This window comes from Sorangium sp. KYC3313, assembly GCF_052075895.1.
Classification (GTDB): Bacteria; Myxococcota_A; Polyangia; order Polyangiales; family Polyangiaceae; genus Sorangium; species Sorangium cellulosum_B.
In genome coordinates, this window is sequence record NZ_CP197255.1 from 11,604,130 (window position 1) to 11,621,040 (window position 16,911).

Sequence of the window (16,911 nt, forward strand, 5' to 3'; positions counted from 1 at the left end):
GAGTCGGGAGCGAGTGAGCTATCTGGGGTGGACGGCAGGTCAACCATGATCGAAGCTCCGATTTTGTCGTACGTCTGGTAGGGTTCAATCATGGAGTTTTGGCGACATCCTGGCGACCTCAGGGTGGCGTGCGACCGGGCTCGTGCGGCGGGACGCCGCGTCGGCCTCGTCCCGACGATGGGCGCGCTCCACGCAGGCCACCTCGCCTTGATCGCGGAGGCGCGGCGGAGGACGGACTTCGTGGCCGTGACCGTCTTCGTCAACCCGACCCAGTTCGGCGCGGGCGAGGACCTGGCGCGCTACCCGCGGACGCTCGAGCGCGACCTCGCCGCCTGCGCGGAGGCCGGCGCCGACGGCGTGTTCGCGCCGGACGTCGCGGCGATGTACCCGCCCGGCGAGGAGACGCGCGTGCGCGTCGGCGCGACAGCGGGCCCGCTCTGCGGCGTCCATCGGCCCGTGCACTTCGAGGGCGTCGCCACCGTGGTGACGAAGCTGCTCTCGCTCGCCGGGCCGTGCGTGGCCGTCTTCGGCCGGAAGGACTACCAGCAGCTCCAGGTCATCCGGCGGCTCGTCGCCGACCTGTTCCTGCCCGTCGACGTCGTCGGGGCCACGACGGTGCGCGAGCCGGACGGCCTCGCCATGTCGTCGCGGAACGCCTACCTCTCGCCCGAGCAGCGGAGCGCGGCGCGCGCCATCCCGCTCGCCCTCGCCGGCGCGTGCCGCGCCTTCGCCCGCGGCGAGCGGCGCGCCGCGGCGCTCCTCGAGCCCGCGCGCGCGCGCCTCGCGGCCGCCGCGACGAGCATCGATTACGTGGACCTCGCCGATCCCGAGTCCCTGGCGATCTGGAGCGACGCGGCGGCGATCGGCGATCGGGCGCTGCTGGCGGTCGCCGTCCGCGTCGGGACGACGCGGCTCATCGACAACGTCGTGCTCGGGGAGGACGCGCCGCCCGTCGCGGAGTCGAGCGAGGAGGCGAGCTAGATGTCGAGGACGAGAGGCGAGCAAGAGAGCCCCGCGTCGCGCCCGGCGGGGGAGGCCGGCCGTGGCGTCTTCGTGGTGTTCGAGGGCATCGACGGCGCCGGCACGAGCACGCAGGCCGAGCGCTACGCGGCGCACCTCAGGGCGGCGCGGCGCATGGTGCACGTCACCCGAGAGCCGAGCGCCGGGCCGGTGGGCGCGCTGCTCCGGCAGATCCTGACCCACCGGATCTCGCTCCCCGGCGCCCGCCAGGCGGAGGTCATGGCGCTCCTCTTCTCGGCCGATCGCCTCGATCACCTCGGCGCCGAGATCGAGCCGCTCCTCCGTGACGGGTACGTCGTGATCTCGGATCGCTACGACCTGTCGAGCCTGGCCTACCAGTCCACGACGGCGGGCGAGGACGGGGCGGGCTCCGGGGCGATCGTCGAATGGATACGTGAGCTCAACCGCCACGCCCTGAGGCCCGACGTCACGGTGGTGATCGACGTGGCGCCCGAGATCGCCGAGAAGCGCCGCCGCGGCCGCGGGGGGCCGGAGGAGCTGTTCGAGAAGACCGAGCTGCAGGCGCGGCTCGCGGAGGCATACCGCCGGGCGGAGGAGCTCGTCCCGGGGGACAGGGTCATCCATATCGACGGGGATGGCGCCGTCGACGACGTCTCCCGGGCGATCACGGCGGCGCTCTCGGCCGTCGTGGATCGGTGAGCCGGGGTCCCCGCTCGAGCATCGGAGTCGAGCTGCCGAGGGCGCAAGGTCCCTGAGCCTCCCCGCGCCGCTGTCGCGCGCTCTACGGGCAAGCTGCGTTCGTGATCTCCACATCGTCGATGTTCCAGCTCGACACGGTGTCGACGAAGGCTTCCCGCCCGATCGCGTAGCCGAAGCGGACCCGCAGGCTGGCGTTCTTGTAGGGCGTCAGGTCATGGACGACCTTCGTCCAGGCCGAGTCGCGGACGCCGGGGTACGCCCCCGACTCGAAGAGCACCTTCCAGCGGACGCCGTCATAGACCTCGACACGGTTCGTCATGTGAGGCGTCTCATCGCTGTTCAGGAGACGCCAGAACGTCAGGTACACGCCGCCCGCGACATCGACGTTGACGACCGGGCTCGTCAGGTAGAAGTACGGGTGGACCCCGAGGGGCGCGTTCCCTCCGATGACCACGCCGGCCACCCCGTTGTCCGACGTCGCCGTGTGATCGAGCGCCGGATCGGGGTGCCCATAGGTCTGCCCGGTTGACGCCTTCGCCGCGCCGATCTGCCAGGTCGGACCGAGCTCCCACCCGGCCCCGTCGCTCTCGAACGTATCCCGGAAATAGACCACCGGCGCCGCCGCGGCGGCGCCGCCCTGACAGACGCCAGCCAGGCAGGACTCCCCCACGGTGCACGAGTCGCTGTCGACGCAGACCCCGCCGTCGGGAACCGGGCGCGCCGTGCACACCCCGGCCTCGCTGCAGACGCCGCGCGTGCAACCGACCGCCTGCGAGAGGCACGACTCCCCGGGGGTGGGGATGGAAATACAGGCGCCGCTCTCGTCACAGACGCCACGATTGCACTCGTCGGTCCCAGAGAGGCAGGCGCCGCCCGGTCCGATCGGCTCAGCATAGCAATTGCCAGAGCCCGGATCACAGGCGCCATCGTTGCACCCGACGCTCAGCGCGCTGCAGTCCTTCGGGACGCCCCCCTCGCAGCGGCCGCTCTGGCAGGTCTTGCCGACCATGCAGAGATCGCCGGAGTCCGCGCACGGCGCCCCCTCGTTCCCCGGAACCGCCTCGCACGCACCGGTGGCCGGGTCGCACGCACCAACATGACAGGAGTCCGGCAGGTGGAAGAAGAAGCAGTCCCGCGGCGTCCCGACGCAAGCGCCGTCCAGGCACGCCGCGTCGAGGATACAGCGGTCTTCCGTCGCGCACGGGGCCCCGTTCGCCCTCGGCTCCACCCCGCAGCGCGGCGCGCCGCCCGCGTCGACGCACGTGACCACGTGACAGGCGTCCGGCGCGAGGCCGCAGTCCTCCTGGGCCCCGCCCTGACAGACACCCTCCTCGCACGTCTCGCCGACCGTGCAGGCGTCCCTGTCGTCACAGGGCTCCCCGCCCGCGCTGGGGACGAGCTCGCAATCGCGCGTCGCCTCGTTGCACACGGCCACGACGCATTGCGAGGTCGGAACGAGCGAGCAGTCGATCCGGCACGGCGCGCCGTCCCCGCCCGCGCCGCCCCCTCCGCTCGAGACAGCCGCCCCAGCGGCGCCGCCGGCCCCCGTCGGGCCCGAGCTGCCCGCAGATGTCGCAGTCGAACAGCCGAGATCCGTCAGGGCGACAGCGGAAAGTACCCATGGAATCCACCTAGTCATGTTCGCCTCTTTCCAGCAAGCGTGACGCACCTCGTGGGAATTACGCGTCCTTCGCGGCTGCGCAAGGAAACATGATGTTCCGGCGCGCGAGCACCCGGAACGGTCGGCGTGCTCAGCGACGAGCAAAGACGCCGAGCCCCGCCGCGCCGGCGCGCGCACGAGACCGCGAGAGCGACGAGAGCCGCGACAAGCGACGAGAGCCGCGACAAGCGACGAAAGAAGAGAGAGCAACGACAGCGCGACACGAGCGGGGCTTACAAACCGGAGAGCCCCTATCGCGCCTCGATCGAGAGCTGCATACACTGACGAGATCGTCTCGGAGCTCGGCCATCCCTCGATAGACAGACCACTTCGCGCGTGGAGCCCCGCGGCAGCGAGCCACGTCGCACCCATTTTCAGAGGAGCGCAGAGATGTCCTTCCGACGCCATTTCGTGTTTGCCCCTTTCCTCGTCGCCGGCGGGATCGCGGCGCAGTCGGGCGGCTGCGCGGCCACCGAGGACGAGAAGCCCGCGAGGATCCCCCGGCCGGATGACGCCGCGAGCGACGGCGGCTCCTTCGGCGTGAGCAGCGCGAGCGGAGACACGTCGCTCGGCGAGGGGGGAGGGCTCGGCGGCGCCGGCGCGGGCGGCCTCGGGGAGGGGTCCTCCTGCGCCCAGGCGAGCGCGGAGGCCACGCTCCTGCCGCTCGATATGCTCGTCCTGCTCGACCGATCCGGCAGCATGCTCGGCTCGAAATGGGTCGGCGTCACGAACGCGCTCTCGGCGTTCGTGACCGACGCCGCCTCGGCCGGGATGAACGTGGGGTTGACCTACTTCCCGCGGAGCAGCAATGGGCAGAGCGACTGCGACCACACGAGCTACGACGAGCTCGCGGTCGCCATCGGCGAGCTGCCGGTGAACACGCCGGAGCTCACCGCCTCCATCCAGAGCACCTCGCCTGGCGGCGGGACGCCCATGCGCCCGGCGCTGCAGGGGGTGCTCGCGAACGCGACCGCCTACAAGGACGCGAACCCTTCCCACAAGGTGATCGTCGTGCTCGCGACCGACGGCGATCCCTCGGGCTGCTCCGGAAACACCGTCGCGAGCACCGCGGAGATGGCGCAGAGGGCCCTCCGCTACAACGGCGTCCAGACCTACGTCGTCGCGGTGCAAGGCTCGACGCTCACCAACCTGGACCAGATCGCCGCCGCCGGCGGGACGACCCGCGCGTTCGACGTCACGGCGGACATCACGGCGTTCTCGGCGAAGATGGCCGAGATCCGCGCGTCGGCGCTCCCGTGCGAGCTCCTCATCCCCGCGCCGCCCGCGGGCGCGGTCCTCGACACGAGCCGGGTCGCGGTCAGGTTCGCGCCCGAGGGCGCGAGCCCGCTGGAGGTCCCGAAGGCGGACGACGCGGCGGACTGCGGCGCGGGGCCGGGGTGGTATTACGACGACGAGGTGCTCCCGAAGAAGATCATCCTCTGCCCGGCGTCCTGCACGACGGTGCAACACGAGGTGCGCGCGGAGCTCGACGTGCTCTTCGGGTGCGCGCCGACGCTGAACTGAGCCCCACCCCCGCCGCCCGCGCGGGGCTCACGGCCGCTTCGGCGCCGCCGTCTTCAGGGCGTCGAGCGCCGCGAGGAGCTCGGCCTCGGTGAACGGGAGCCTCGCGAGGGCCGCCTGCTCGTCGGCGAGCGCGAGCGCTATCTCGCGCTGCGCGTCGCGGGCGCGCAGGACCCACGCCGACGACTCCCCGGTGCGGTCGCCGAGGCGCACGGTGCCGGCGAGCATCTTCTGCCCCTTCTCCAGGAGCACGCGGTAGCGCAGGCGCATCGCCCCCTCGAACAGCTGCCTCTCCCTCGGGGTGTCGGCGCCCCGCGGCGGCGGGACCTGCATCACGTCGCGGTGGAGCTCCTTGTAGAGCTGCCCGATGCGGTAACCCGCCATCGCCGACCAGTGGGCGTCGAGGCTGCGCATCGCCTCGGTGTAGGCGCTCTGCGCGTCGAGCAGCCCCTGGCAGCGGCGCTCGAGCGCCTCGGCGAAGCTCGCCGGCACCGGCACGAAGGTGATCGCCTCGCTCCGGCGCCGCCGCACCTCGCCGAGCGCGAAGCTCACCTGCGCGAGCTCGATCGGCGGCTTGCCGGACTCGCCCAGCCGGTGCTCCTCGATGAGATCACGCGCGAGCGCGACCTGACGCGCCGCCTCCTCCACGAGATCCTGCTCGACCAGGCCGAGCGCGAGCGCGCCGCGCGCCTCGATCGCCTCCAGCACGCTCAGATCGCCGAGGCGGAGCAGGCCGCGCGACACCTCGACGAGCTCGGGCCACCGCTCGAGGGCGGCCGCCGCGCGCGAGAGCCGGAAGAGCGCGCCGCGCGCGACCGCGTGGTCCGGGAAGCGCTGCGCGACCTCGCGGTAGCGCTCGGCCGCGAGCGCGCGGTCGCCGAGCGCCTCGTGCGCGAGCCCGGCGTTGAACAGGCTCGGGGGCGCGACCTCGCCGCCCGGCGCGAGGCGGGCGAGCCGCTCGAACAGGGGCGCCGCCTCACGCGCCTTGTCGGCCAGGAGCAGCGCGCGCGCCCGCTCGAACTCCGCCGCGAGCTCGGCGTCCGAGTAAGGCGACACGACGACCGGCGCGAGCTCGACCGGCGCGCGCGCCGGGGCCGGCCGCGGCGATCGCGCCGGCGCCGGCACGTTGGCCTCCGAAGTGCATCCGCCCAGGACGACCGCAAGGGCCAGAAGGGCGACCGAGGTGGCGCTGGAACTCGACATTGCCGGGGAAGAATAGCCCCACGCTCGAGGTTGTTCCGCAACGTGCATGGACGGAGAGTCCGGCCCGGCCGTCCGGGACACCGGTGGATTGCTGTACGCCGTAGGGCAATCCCTGACTACAACGGCTGCTCTGTGAAATTGCAGAATGGCCTCGCCCGACAAAAAGCCTGCATGGATCCGCCAGGTTGCGGTAATCTCGCATTCGTTCATCAGGCCGCTGTCTCGGCGTGTAGCTCGGTCGGCGGCGTTCTCCTCTCCAGCGACGATCGGAACGAGGGCCTCTGTTGTGGGCCCTCGAAGGCATCACGGCCCCGTTGTGGGGCCTTGGAGGTGGGCACATGAAGCATCAGATCATCTCTCCTCGCGCGGTGATTGGAATCGGCCCCGAGCAGCGGCTGAGCATGGCGGAAGCGCGTCATCGCGAGCTCGACTCACGCCTCAGGCAGCTGGGTCGACGGGCGTTCCTGACACCGGGGGAGAGAATGGAAGCTGCCCAGCTCAAGAAGCGTAAGCTCGCCGCGAAGGACGAGATCGAATCCCTGCGCCGGCGGTTGTCGTAGCGAGCGACCCCTCGCCGACCCTCGATCCTGCGCCACACACGGCGCACCCCCCGCCCCTTTCCGTTCTATTCCAGACATCCCGCTCGCCCACGCAATGGGCCGCTCGCACGCTGCGCGCGTCGCACGGATCTGCGCGCGCTGCTGGGACGCGCCCATGCCCGATCGCCGCGGTGGACGTGCCCGCAGGGACGCGCGCACGCAATGCGGTGCTCGCACCCGAGTCGACGCCCGCGAGGCGCGACGAGCGGGGACGTCAGCGCGCGGCGGTCAGAGCGTGGGCGCCGACGGCTCCGACGCCGGCGGCGGCTCCTCGGGCGACGCGGGAGCGTCGGTCTGCGGCGCGGCGCCCCCCTCCGGCAGCGCCTCGGCGCCGCCGTACACGTCGCGGTTGAGGTCCGCGAGGGTCTCGGTCAGGCGGTTCTTCTGCTCGCTGGTGATGCCGCCGGGGGCCTGCTTCTCGGTCGCCGCGGCGAGCCCGAGCCAGTGGCGCGCGTTGTCGCGGTAGCCCTTGCGCGGATCGGCGACGCCGGTGCCCTGCGGCGCGAGGTCGGCCAGGCGGTAGTCCGTCATGCCCCGGAGGTAGGCGTACTGCGCCCGCTCCGGGACCGAGAACGAGTCCTGATCGTGCTCGAGCACCCGGAACAGCGCCAGCGCCTGCTCGAACCGGTTCGCCTCGTAGTGGCTGCGGGCGCGATCGAGATCCTGCGTGTAGGTCGCGCAACCCGACGCAAGGGCGAAGGACGAGAGAAGGAGGACGCACGGGACCAGGCGGCGCATGCGCGCAGGGTATCTCCCGCGTCGCCAGGCGATCAAGCACGAAGGCAGCGCGCCACACACCACGCGCCACGCCGGCCGCTGACGCACCCCGGCACCGTCGCACGCCCGCGGCGCTCCGCATCCAGCGGAGCGCCGTCAGCGCAGGAGCGTCGCGGCGAGGACGCCGCTCACCGCGAGCAGCGCGACCGCCAGCAGGACGACCGCCCAGACGAGGCCGCGCGCGGGCGCAACAGGGCGCGCGGCCGCGACCGCGCCCGGCCCCGTCGCCGACGACAGGGGGGCGACCGGGGGCCGCGGCGCAGCCGGGGGCTGCGGCGCAGCGACGACCGGCGCAGCGGCGACCGGCGCCTGCCCGTCGCCCGAGGGCAAGGCCACCGTGTCGGCCGTCTCCCACACCCCGGCAGGGGGGCGCACGGCCGAGGGCGGCTTGCCGTCGGGGAGGCCCGCGGAGGAGCCGCGATCCATCGAGTCGGCGACGCCCGACGCCACCATGAACGCCTCGGAGAGCTCCCGGGCCGAGGCGAAGCGCGCGTCCGGCTCGACGGCGAGCGCCTTCCGCATCCAGGCCTCGACCTCCACCGGGATGCCAGCGCCCGGCGCCGCCGCGGTCAGCGCGGGCGGGGGCGTCCCCAGGATCTTGGCGATGAGCGGCCCGAGCGCCGGGGCGGTGAAGGGACGTTCCCCCGTGAGGAACTCGTAGACCACGACGCCCAGGGACCAGAGATCGGACCGGTGATCGACGCTCTTCAGGCCTTTCGCCTGCTCCGGGCTCATGTAGTAGGGCGTCCCGAGGAGCGCCCCCGTGCGCGTGGGATCCATGCCGGTGACGGCGAGCGCGTCTGTCACCTTCGCCACGCCGAAGTCGAGGATCTTGACGATCTCCCCATCATCCTCGCGCGCGATAAAGATGTTCTCCGGCTTGATGTCGCGATGGACGAGCCCGGCCTCGTGGGCGCGCGAGAGGGCGCGGCAGACGTGAGAGACGATCTTCGCCGCCTCCGCCGCCGTCAGGCGCCGGCGCGCGGAGAGGCGATCGCGCAGGCTCTCGCCTGCCAGACACTCCATCGCGATGTACGGTAATCCATCGTCGGTGAGGCCATGGTCGAGCACCTTGACCACATGGGCGCTGCGGAGCCGCGCCGCGATCTGCGCCTCACGGTCGAAGCGCGCCCGGGCGGTCGCGTTCTTCGCGGCCTCGACGTCGATGAGCTTGATGGCCACCGGCGTGCGCAGCGACAGGTGCTCTGCCAGCCACACCGAGCCCATCCCGCCCCTGCCGAGGAGCCGGGCAAGGCGGTACTTCCCGGCGATACGTTGACCTTCCATGGCGCGGGAGCAGGGTAACGCGGGGCGCGCTCGCCGTCAGTACGGGAGTTGGTCGACGATCCCCCGCGCTTGCGTCGCCGGCGCCGACGGCGCGGACGGCGTCGCCGATGGCGCCGGCGCCTTCAACGTGCCTGAGAGCGCGCTCGGTGAGGGCCGCCTGGACAACGACGACGCCGCGGGCGGCGCGACGCCTACGAGCACAGGCTCGTCCCCAGCGGGAAGGGGCGGCGCGGGCGAACTCGGCATGGATGCTGGAGGCACCGCGACCGCCGTGGGCGGCGGCTCCACCACCGCTTCCGCCGAGGCGGGGACCGGAGCGGCAGGCCCGTCCGGCGGCGGGGGGCGGAGCGCAGCGAACGCCGCCACGGAGGCCACCGCGAGGAGCGCCGCGACCGCGAACGCCCTCTTCAGCGCTCTCGCGCGCCCGCCGGGGGCCGCGAGGGCCGGAGGCGCCGCGACGGCTCCCGAGCTCAGGGGCGCGGCGAGCGGCGCGAGCGCGCCGACGACCTTGCCTCCCGCGAGCGCGCCCGCCGACGTGGGATCGGCGTAGCGGCCGAGGACCTCGACGAGCGGCGCCAGATCGTCGAGCCGATCCTCACGCCGCTTTTGCAGGCAGCGGTCGAGCACCCCGGCGACGTCCGCGGGCAGGTCGGGCACGGCCGAGCGGATCGACGGCACCTCGCGCTGCAGGAACGCCGTGTACATCTCGCCGAGGTTCTCGAACTCGAGCGGCCTCCGGCCGGTGAGCGCCTCGAAGAGGATGACGCCCATCGCCCAGATGTCCGCGCGATGATCGATGTCCTTCTCGCTCATCGCTTGCTCGAACGACATGTAATGAGGCGTCCCGAGGATCGAGCCGGTGCTGGTGTTGCCCCCCTGCGTCTCCGCGCTGATGGAGGTCGGGTCGAGCACCTTGGCGATCCCGAAGTCGAGCACCTTGGGCACGCACCCGCCGGCCTGCGGCTCCGAGAGGAAGATGTTGTCCGGCTTGAGGTCGCGGTGCACGATCCCCTTCTCGTGCGCGGCGCGGAGCGCGGAGGCGACCGGCACGAGGAGGCGCGCCGCCTCGTACAGCGGCAGGGCGCCCCTGCGCTTGCGCAGCCCGGAGAGCGGCTCGCCGCGGAGCAGCTCCATGACCATCACGGGCGCGTGGTCCTCCTCGAAGACGTCGAGCACCTCGATCACGTTCGGGTGCTGGATCGCGGTCGCCGCCTTGGCCTCGCGGAGGAAGCGCCGGGTCTGCGCGGCGTCGGCGACGCCGCGGATCATCTTGAGCGCGACGTCGCGCCCGGTGCCGACGTTCCTGGCCGCGTACACCTCGCCCATCCCGCCGCGGCCGATGAGGCGCTCGATCCGGAAGCGCCCGGCGATGATCTTGCCGGCCGGGAGGGAGCCCTGGAGATCGTCCGGCACGAGCGGCAGCGTACCGTGGTTCCCACCCGGACGCAGCGGTTCGCGGTCGCCGGCCGGCCCCGATCCGCGGCAGCGCGGTCACATCGGCCGCGCGCAGCGGAAGCCGGTGGCCGGGTTGAACGCCGACGCCCTCTCATGGCTGCGCGCCGTGGCCCGGGCCCCCAGCTTGTAACCCGACCAGGAGCTCCCGCGATAAGAGAAGCCCGGCGCCGCGCCGGGCGCGGGCTCGCGACACACCGGATCGACGAGGAGCGGCCCGCCCGACTGCCAGCAAGGCGCGGCGTAGGGAGCGAAGGTGTCGGCCACCCACTCGGACATGCTCCCGGCGAGGTTCCGGATGCCAAGGGCGGTCACGTCGCTCGGGGCGCCTCCTACGACAGGCCCCCAGGGCACCGGCGCGTCGAGCGGGCGACAGCCGGAGTTCTCGAACACGCCCTGGTCGACCTCCCCGCTGCCCCGACCCCTGCCGAGGAGCGCCATCGCGCAGAGATCCCCGCCGTTGCCCCAGGGATAGGCGGTCTCGTCATCGAGGTTGCCGGCCGCGTACTCCCATTCAGCCTCGGTGGGGAGCCGCAATCCCCGCGCGGAACAGACCTCCTCCGCCAGCGCGTGCGTGACGCAGTTGACGGGCAGCGCGTCGTTCGCGCCGTCGGACACGCCGAGGTACGTGCACGCGCCCAGATCCGACCCCGGCGCGTCGAGGCCCCTGTCCACGGGCGCAGACCGGATCTGCCCTGTCGCCACGAGCTCCCGGACCGTGCCCACGGTCACCTCGTCCGCGTCGAGGGCGAACGCGCCGAGCTGCACGAGGCGCTCGGGCTGGCTCAGCTCGTCGAGATCGACGGTGTATCCGGGCCGCGGCGTCCCGAGGAGGAACACCCCTCCGGGCACACACACCATCCCCGCCGGCGCCGGCCCCTGGCAGGGTACCGGGGCCGCGCTCGGCCAGGAGCCGGGCTCGGGCCGGGCTCCGACCTCGGAGAGCAGCGGGAGCACCGGCTCCGGCGCGAGCGCGCCCGCCTCCGGGTCGCACGTCGCGCGCTGCTCGGGGAGGCTCGGGACGCCGAAGCAGCGCATGGACAGCTCGAGGGCCACGCGCGTCTCGCCATCGAGCGGCGGGAGCCTGGCGACGGCGTCGATCAAGGCCGGACCGCGGGGAAGGCCGTCGGGGCCCGCCTGCTCGGCCCGGTAGAGCCGCGCGCGGACCCGCACGGCGGCGCCTTCCTCCTCCGGGACGACGCCGAAGCTGACGGGCAGGCTGTCCGGCCCATCCACCCCGATGAGCCGCGTGCAGCCGGTGCAGATCGCGCCCTCGCCCATCACCTCGAGCAGCAGGTGATCACCGAACCGGGGCGCCGGCGCGTCCGTGGAGACGCTGACGAGCCACTGGCGCGGCTCGGGCGCGCACGCCGAGAGCGCCGACAGCAGAAACCCGGCGGCCGCGAGCGCCGTCGACAGGCCACGAGCCATCACGGCGCACCGCCCGCGTAGACACACCGGAAGCCGTGCAGCGAGTCCAGGACATCGCCTCTCCGGAACGCGGGTCTCGTGTTCGCGGGGCCGCTGGCCCAGTCTCCGCCGCGGGCGGCGCGCGCGTTGATGCCGTCATCGTCGCAGCGGGGCTCGACGAAGATCCCGGGCGCGCTCCAGCAGCCCTCTCCGTACGGAACCAGCTTGTCGGCGCACAGCTCGCTCAGGCTCCCGCCGAGATCCAGGACGCCATCCCTGGAGCTGTCGCCCAGGCCACCGCACGTCGCCGAGGGCCGATGCGAGCCGACCTCCTCCGGCCCCGGATCGCCAGGGCACAGCGTCCCGCGCCCGGCGCTCGCCGTGCAGCACGCCGGAGACGCGTCACCCCAGGGATAGATCCGCCCCTGCCCTCGACCCCGCGCGGCGTGCTCCCACTGCGCCTCCGTCGGCAGATCACCGCCGCTCGCTCTGCACGCCTCCCGGGCAAGGCGCCACGAGATGCAGTTGAGGGGATATCCATCGTTCGCTCCGTAGGCGGCGCCCAGCCAGCGGCAGTCTGCGAGCCCCGCCCTGCCCGGATCAGGCCCGACGATGTCATCGGCTTCGGCGTGGAGGAGCCCCTCGTTCAGCAGCGCACGGAGACGGCCGACCGTGAACTCCGTCCTGTCCATGAAGAACGGGCCCACATGCACCGGCCGCGGCGGCACGACCGAGACATCGCTCTGCTCGTCGACGCCGGCGAGCTCGGCCTGGCCGATGACGCTGAATCCACCGGGGATGCAGGCGGCATCGGCGCCCTCGGGCGCGGCGCCGCAGGGGACCTCCCGCGCGCGCGACCACGTGCCGGCGCGCGTCGCGCCCCTCTCTGCCCCTGATCCGACGAGGACCCCCTCCGATGGGGCCGCCGTCCGCCTGGAGGCATCGATGCATGTGTGCGGCGGCTTGCGCAGCGACGCGGGCACGCCCAGGCAGTCGGCCGAGAGCGTGAGTTGCACCGTCACCACGCCGGACACGGGGAGCGCGACCTCGAGCAGCCGGTCGATGGCGGCCTCTGGCGGAGGATCGATGGTCGAGAACCCCCTCCCCTCGATGGAGTCCTTACCCCGCGTCGCGACGGCGCCGCGGAACGCCCGGATGCGCAGGCGGAGCACGGCGCTCCCCTCCTCCGGCGCGGCCACCCCGAAGGAGAACGGCCAGGACGAAGGGTCCGGCAGGACGAAGTTCGCCGTGCAGTCGACGTCATCGATGCAGCCCGGGCGCCACGCGCCGTCGAACCCGTCGATGCGCACCGTATCGATGACCGCCTCCGGCGAGATGGAGGGGTCTGCCAGGAGCTGCGCGGCGACCGGCGCGTCGGTGTCCACGACGACGAGGAGCTGCGGTCGCTCTCGCTCGCCGCAGGCGCCGGAGAGCCCCGCCGCAGCGAGCACGACGAGGATCGAGAGCGCGCGTGTCGGTTCGACCACCTGCCGCCTTTCGCCTTTCTCGTTGCCGCCCGACAGGACCCAGGGGTAGTCTCCTCGCTATCATCGAGGAGGGGCGAGGCCAAGAGGGTTCTTTCGCCGCTTCATCCGAATCCCCCCAATCACCCGAATCACTCGTCATCCGAATCCCCCGAATCACCCGAACATCGCTCTGCCGCTCGCGAGGAGATTGTATGTCGTGGGTCACCCGGCCAGTGCTCGCCGCGCTCTCCGTAGCCATCGCGGCGGCGCTCTCCCCCGCGTGCGACGGCGATTCCCCATCCGGAGATCCGGGAGCGGCGGCGAGCACGGGATCGGGCGCCGGCAACGGCGGTGGCGGCGGTGAGGCCACGTACGGCGCGAGCTCGTGCGGAACGTGCGTGGAGCAGACAGCGTGCTTGTCCCAGGTGAACGCCTGCGCGGCCGACCCGGGCTGCGCCGCCTACCTCGACTGCCTCGACGCTTGTCCGCTGGGCCCAGGTGGGGACGCGGACATCGCGTGCGAGCAGGCGTGCCCGCCCGTCACCGGCTCTCTTGGCCAGAGCGCGAAGCAGGCCTTCATCGACTGCCGCCTCGCCGGCCCGGGCGCGGCGTGCGCCGGTTGCGGTCAGATCCCCGCCCCGACAGACCCGGATTTCAACCAGACGTGCTCGCCGTCGACGGATCCGAACACCTGCTACAAGTGCGAGGACGAGCGCTGCTGCGAGACCTACCAGGCTTGCAGAGACGACCAGGATTGCCAGGACCTTGTCACGTGCGTCAAGGCGTGCGCCGAGGACCCGGATGACGCGGCCTTCTCGCCCTGCGAGAGCGCGTGTTACCAGGCGCACGCCGCCGGCTACGCCGCCTACGGCCACCGGATGGCGTGTATGCAGTACTTCTGCTTCGACGACGACGCTTGCGGCAATGAGCCGCTGGACCCCTGCGTCAAGTGCCAGAACCTGCACTGCGCCGATGAGATGGCGGCTTGCCAGCATGAGATCGAGTGTGCGTTGCTGGACAACTGCAAGGTCCCGTGCGACGTCGGGGACCAGGCCTGTCTCCTGGAGTGTGACGTCATGTTCCCGGACGCGGTGGCGACCCACGAGGCCGGGCTCGACTGCGCGCTCGCCCACTGCGAGATCGCTTGCGGCGGGACGGACTGAGGGGGCGGCCAGGGACGAGGGGTACGATGCGGACACGATGGATCCTGGGTGGCCTGGTCGTGGCGGCGGTCGATCTCTCGACGGCCGGGCGCGCGCGCGCCGAGGCGCCGGGTCCAGCGGCGGCGCCGGCAGAGGCGCCGGCGGTCGATGAGCGCACCGCGCGTGGCAGGGCGGCGTTCCTGCTCGGCGTGCAGCGCTCGAAGGACGCGCAGTGGGGCGAGGCGCTCGCCGCCTTCGAGGAGGCGGCGGCGGCGCGGGACGCGCCCATCGTCCAGTACAACATCGGCTTCTGCGAGCGCGCCCTGGGCCGCTACGCCGCCGCGCGCCGCACCTTCCGCCGCGTTCTCGCGGGCACCGAGGGCCTGGCGCCCGCGCAGATCGACGACGCGAGGGCGTTCGTCGCCGAGCTGGATCAGCTCGTGGTCCGGGTGGCGGTCACGCTGGATCCCCCGGGCACCCCGCTGACCGTCGACGGGCGCGCGCTCCGGCTGGCCACCGACGACGGGACCCGGGTGTTCGTGACGCTCCCCGGGACCGCCGAGCGCGCGGCGGCGCCGGTGGAGAAGAGCTTCACCGTGGAGCTCGATCCCGGGGTCCACCTCTTCCGCGCGGCGCGGCCAGGGCGCCAGGACGCGTTCGTCCAGAAGACCTACCGGCCGGGGGAGAAGGCCACGCTCGATCTGCACCTGGACATCCTCCCCGCGCGCGTGGCCGTGCGCGCGGAGCCGGCGCAGGCGCTCGTGCGCGTGAACGGCCGCGAGGCCGGGCTCGCGCCCATCGACCTCGAGCGGCCGCCGGGGAAGTACAGGATCGAGGTGGTGCGGGACGGGTTCGAGACGTACGCGGCGACGCTCGCTCTGCACGCGGGGCAGCGGGCGGATCTGACGGCCAAGCTGATCCCGGTGCGGCCGTCGCTGTGGACGCGGTGGTGGTTCTGGACGGGCGCGGCGGCCGTGGTGACGGGAGGCGTGGTGCTGACGTACGCGCTGACGCGGCCGGAGCCGGACTACAACGGGGGGAGCCTGAACTGGGTCGCGGAGCCGGCGGCGATCAGGTGGTGAGCGGCATCGGGCGCGCGAGGCGCCCAGATGCCAGGGCCGCCGTGCTGCGCGCGAGGCAACCGAGCGGCGCGCGTACGGTGGTGGGGCAGCTAGAGCGACAAACGGGTTGAAACCCCGAGAAAAGCGGGAATTTCACAGGGAGGCGAGGAGGCGGAGAGCGAGAGACGGCGAGAAGGAGAGATTCTTTTTTTTCTTCCTCCCCGCCTCCTCGCCTCCCTGTGAAATTCTCCGGGTTTCAACATGATTGATTGGTGTTCTAGAAAGGCCCGGCAACGGTGCCCGCACCGTGTCGCTGCGCGAGGTTGACGCGGTTCTCGAGACCACGGCCAGCGAGGCCGCCGAATGACCGGCAGGCGGCTCTACCTACGCGCAAGACGCTATGCGGAAGGTCCGAGTGACTACGACTTTCTCTTGCCGCTCCTCGTTGGGCGGAGAGGAAGAAGGAAAGATTCACAGGGAGGCGGGGAGGCGGGGAGGCGAGAGATGGGGATCAGTCGTTCGAGCCATCAGGCTCGGCGCCGGCTGCTTCGGGCGGCATCGATGCGGGGCGGCCGGTGGTGCTGGGGTGGCCGTCTTCGGTGCGACATCGGGAGAACCGGACAGCCTCCGCATCGCGACGTACCAGGCGTCGGATCCCGCGGCGGAGCACCGGCGTGTTGAAGTTGACGAGCAACCCGACGTCCAGGTGCGTCAGCTTCAGGTATGTGAGCACCTGAGCTCCATAGACGGGCAGCATGTGCTCGACGGCCTTGAGCTCCAGGATGAGCTTCTCCTCGACGACAACGTCGAGTCGATAACCACACTCGAGCGTCGCCCCCTTGTAGGTCACTGGAAGTGGCCTTTGCCTCGCGAAGCCCAAGTCCATGAGCGACAGTTCACGACACAAGCATTCTTCGTAGGCAGACTCCAGGAGCCCGGGACCGAGGTGGCGGTGCACCTCGATGCACGCTCCGATGACTCGCTCGGACAGATCCCACAATCTTCTCGTTTCCCTGTCACCCCGTGCCGAATCCATGCTCATGCGTATGTATCGACGCAAAACCAGCTCTGGTTGCGCGAATTGACGTCACCGGGAACCGCCCCGCAAACGAGCGACCTGAAAGCAGTCAACCCCCAAGCGAGCGGCCTCGAAGAATGGCCCACCTCTCGCCTCTCCACCTTGATCTATATATATCTCTCTCCTCCCCGCCTCCACGTCTCCCTGTGCAATCTCTCTCTGTCTCCCTCCCAACAAGCCGCTGCTGCCGACCGCGCTTCGCGCGGCGGCACACCGGCAAGACGATCGACTGCTGTCCTCGTTCGCGTTGTCGCTATATTTCCCGGCGCCTGCGATGTCGAGACCGAGGCGCGGATGCTGGCCGATGCCGAGGTCTTCCGGACCTTGCTCAGCAGCGGCGCGCAATCAGCTCTCCCCGCCGAGCCAGAGCGCGAGGCCGATCCCAAGCTGGCGCTGGGGCGAATCTTGAAAGAAGGAGGGATGAGACGAAAGCCGGAGCGGCTCTACCGCTTGTTCGGCGAAGAGGTCAGCCTCGAGGCGCTGCGCACACTGCCCGCTTTCCAGCGCTTCGGAGCGGAGCTCGCCGAAGCAATCTGCGCTGTCGCGCGCTCACAGGGATGGCCCCGATGAGCTCC

At 72.0% G+C, this 16,911-nt stretch carries 15 protein-coding genes; 7 read left to right on the top strand and 8 right to left on the bottom strand.

Going from position 1 to position 16,911, the window contains the following annotated elements; translation table 11 throughout:
- The first annotated feature begins 90 nt into the window (after window positions 1-90).
- On the top strand, window positions 91-981 hold the full coding sequence (gene panC, locus ACSRUE_RS44205; protein ID WP_441288823.1) for a pantoate--beta-alanine ligase: 891 nt from the start codon (window positions 91-93) through the stop codon (window positions 979-981).
- Entirely contained in the window at window positions 982-1,680 is a 699-nt protein-coding gene (gene tmk, locus ACSRUE_RS44210; protein WP_441288824.1) for a dTMP kinase, read from the top strand. It abuts the gene before it with no gap.
- A gap of 82 nt (window positions 1,681-1,762) precedes the next feature.
- Here the strand turns inward: tmk and ACSRUE_RS44215 are convergent, their stop codons facing one another.
- Window positions 1,763-3,319 carry a hypothetical protein gene (locus ACSRUE_RS44215; protein WP_437943865.1) on the bottom strand — a complete coding sequence of 519 codons (1,557 nt, stop codon included), beginning with the start codon at window positions 3,317-3,319 and terminating at the stop codon, window positions 1,763-1,765.
- Between the two features lie 411 nt (window positions 3,320-3,730).
- On the opposite strand from ACSRUE_RS44215, the gene ACSRUE_RS44220 reads away from it, so the two are divergent.
- Entirely contained in the window at window positions 3,731-4,864 is a 1,134-nt protein-coding gene (locus ACSRUE_RS44220; RefSeq protein ID WP_437943864.1) for a vWA domain-containing protein, read from the top strand.
- Between the two features lie 27 nt (window positions 4,865-4,891).
- Here ACSRUE_RS44220 and ACSRUE_RS44225 read toward each other — a convergent pair whose 3' ends face one another.
- The gene (locus tag ACSRUE_RS44225; RefSeq protein ID WP_437943863.1) at window positions 4,892-6,064 is read right to left on the bottom strand and encodes a tetratricopeptide repeat protein; all 1,173 of its coding nucleotides are present in this window, start codon (window positions 6,062-6,064) and stop codon (window positions 4,892-4,894) included.
- Window positions 6,065-6,402: 338 nt separating this feature from the next.
- Here ACSRUE_RS44225 and ACSRUE_RS44230 point away from each other — a divergent pair, with 338 nt between their 5' ends.
- Window positions 6,403-6,624 carry a DUF465 domain-containing protein gene (locus tag ACSRUE_RS44230; RefSeq protein ID WP_437761505.1) on the top strand — a complete coding sequence of 74 codons (222 nt, stop codon included), beginning with the start codon at window positions 6,403-6,405 and terminating at the stop codon, window positions 6,622-6,624.
- Window positions 6,625-6,891: 267 nt separating this feature from the next.
- Here the strand turns inward: ACSRUE_RS44230 and ACSRUE_RS44235 are convergent, their stop codons facing one another.
- From ACSRUE_RS44235 to ACSRUE_RS44255, 5 genes are all read right to left on the bottom strand, one after another.
- Window positions 6,892-7,401 carry a hypothetical protein gene (locus tag ACSRUE_RS44235; protein ID WP_437943862.1) on the bottom strand — a complete coding sequence of 170 codons (510 nt, stop codon included), beginning with the start codon at window positions 7,399-7,401 and terminating at the stop codon, window positions 6,892-6,894.
- Window positions 7,402-7,536: 135 nt separating this feature from the next.
- Window positions 7,537-8,727 (bottom strand): serine/threonine-protein kinase, encoded by a 1,191-nt coding sequence (locus ACSRUE_RS44240; RefSeq protein WP_441288825.1) that lies wholly within the window; start codon window positions 8,725-8,727, stop codon window positions 7,537-7,539.
- Window positions 8,728-8,763: 36 nt separating this feature from the next.
- Complete coding sequence (locus ACSRUE_RS44245) at window positions 8,764-10,140, bottom strand: serine/threonine-protein kinase (RefSeq protein WP_441288826.1); 1,377 nt, start codon at window positions 10,138-10,140, stop codon at window positions 8,764-8,766.
- 78 nt (window positions 10,141-10,218) lie between these two features.
- On the bottom strand, window positions 10,219-11,610 hold the full coding sequence (locus ACSRUE_RS44250) for a formylglycine-generating enzyme family protein (protein WP_441288827.1): 1,392 nt from the start codon (window positions 11,608-11,610) through the stop codon (window positions 10,219-10,221).
- Window positions 11,610-13,076, bottom strand: a complete 1,467-nt coding sequence (locus tag ACSRUE_RS44255; protein WP_441288828.1) for a formylglycine-generating enzyme family protein — start codon at window positions 13,074-13,076, stop codon at window positions 11,610-11,612. Before ACSRUE_RS44255 ends, ACSRUE_RS44250 begins: the two co-directional genes overlap by 1 nt.
- Before the next feature lie 191 nt (window positions 13,077-13,267).
- On the opposite strand from ACSRUE_RS44255, the gene ACSRUE_RS44260 reads away from it, so the two are divergent.
- Together ACSRUE_RS44260 and ACSRUE_RS44265 are read left to right on the top strand one after the other, a co-directional pair.
- Entirely contained in the window at window positions 13,268-14,218 is a 951-nt protein-coding gene (locus tag ACSRUE_RS44260) for a hypothetical protein (protein ID WP_441288829.1), read from the top strand.
- 26 nt (window positions 14,219-14,244) lie between these two features.
- Complete coding sequence (locus tag ACSRUE_RS44265; protein ID WP_441288830.1) at window positions 14,245-15,279, top strand: PEGA domain-containing protein; 1,035 nt, start codon at window positions 14,245-14,247, stop codon at window positions 15,277-15,279.
- A gap of 490 nt (window positions 15,280-15,769) precedes the next feature.
- Here the strand turns inward: ACSRUE_RS44265 and ACSRUE_RS44270 are convergent, their stop codons facing one another.
- Complete coding sequence (locus tag ACSRUE_RS44270; protein ID WP_441288831.1) at window positions 15,770-16,300, bottom strand: GxxExxY protein; 531 nt, start codon at window positions 16,298-16,300, stop codon at window positions 15,770-15,772.
- On the opposite strand from ACSRUE_RS44270, the gene ACSRUE_RS44275 reads away from it, so the two are divergent.
- Window positions 16,205-16,906 (top strand): hypothetical protein, encoded by a 702-nt coding sequence (locus ACSRUE_RS44275; protein WP_441288832.1) that lies wholly within the window; start codon window positions 16,205-16,207, stop codon window positions 16,904-16,906. The genes ACSRUE_RS44270 and ACSRUE_RS44275 overlap by 96 nt on opposite strands.
- Window positions 16,907-16,911: the final 5 nt, after the last annotated feature.